The 302-nt window shown below is 62.6% G+C and carries 1 protein-coding gene; it reads left to right on the top strand.

Going from position 1 to position 302, the window contains the following annotated elements:
- The coding region (locus tag LRG07_RS13870) for a hypothetical protein (RefSeq protein WP_238642798.1) at nucleotides 1-302 on the top strand (302 nt) is incomplete at both ends.

The following is a 302-nucleotide window of genomic DNA, read 5'->3' as shown; positions in this document are numbered from 1 at the left end:
TCAGCACTGGGTCAACCGTCTTGAGCAGGACGGGGATCTGACGCAGGGCAACCTGTTCCAGACCATGATGGACGAGGTCCTGGAGTCCTCGGGCATGGGTCTGAACGTCAACGAGGACGTCCGTGACCATCAGGTCCTGGTCGCCCGCACGCTCGACGAGATGGCTCACGAGGAGCTGGATCTGCAGGCGGTCTACGACAACGAGGTCGCCGGCGAGGACGGCTTCCTGGCGCAGTATGTGGACATGCTCCAGTCCCGTGAGCTCTCGCACTACCAGGATGAGCTGGTCGGCAACAGCGAGA

The sequence above is a fragment of the Halorhodospira sp. 9622 genome, from assembly GCF_022228025.1.
Taxonomy (GTDB): Bacteria; Pseudomonadota; Gammaproteobacteria; order Nitrococcales; family Halorhodospiraceae; genus Halorhodospira; species Halorhodospira halophila_A.
This window is presented reverse-complemented; position numbering and strand designations above follow the sequence as displayed.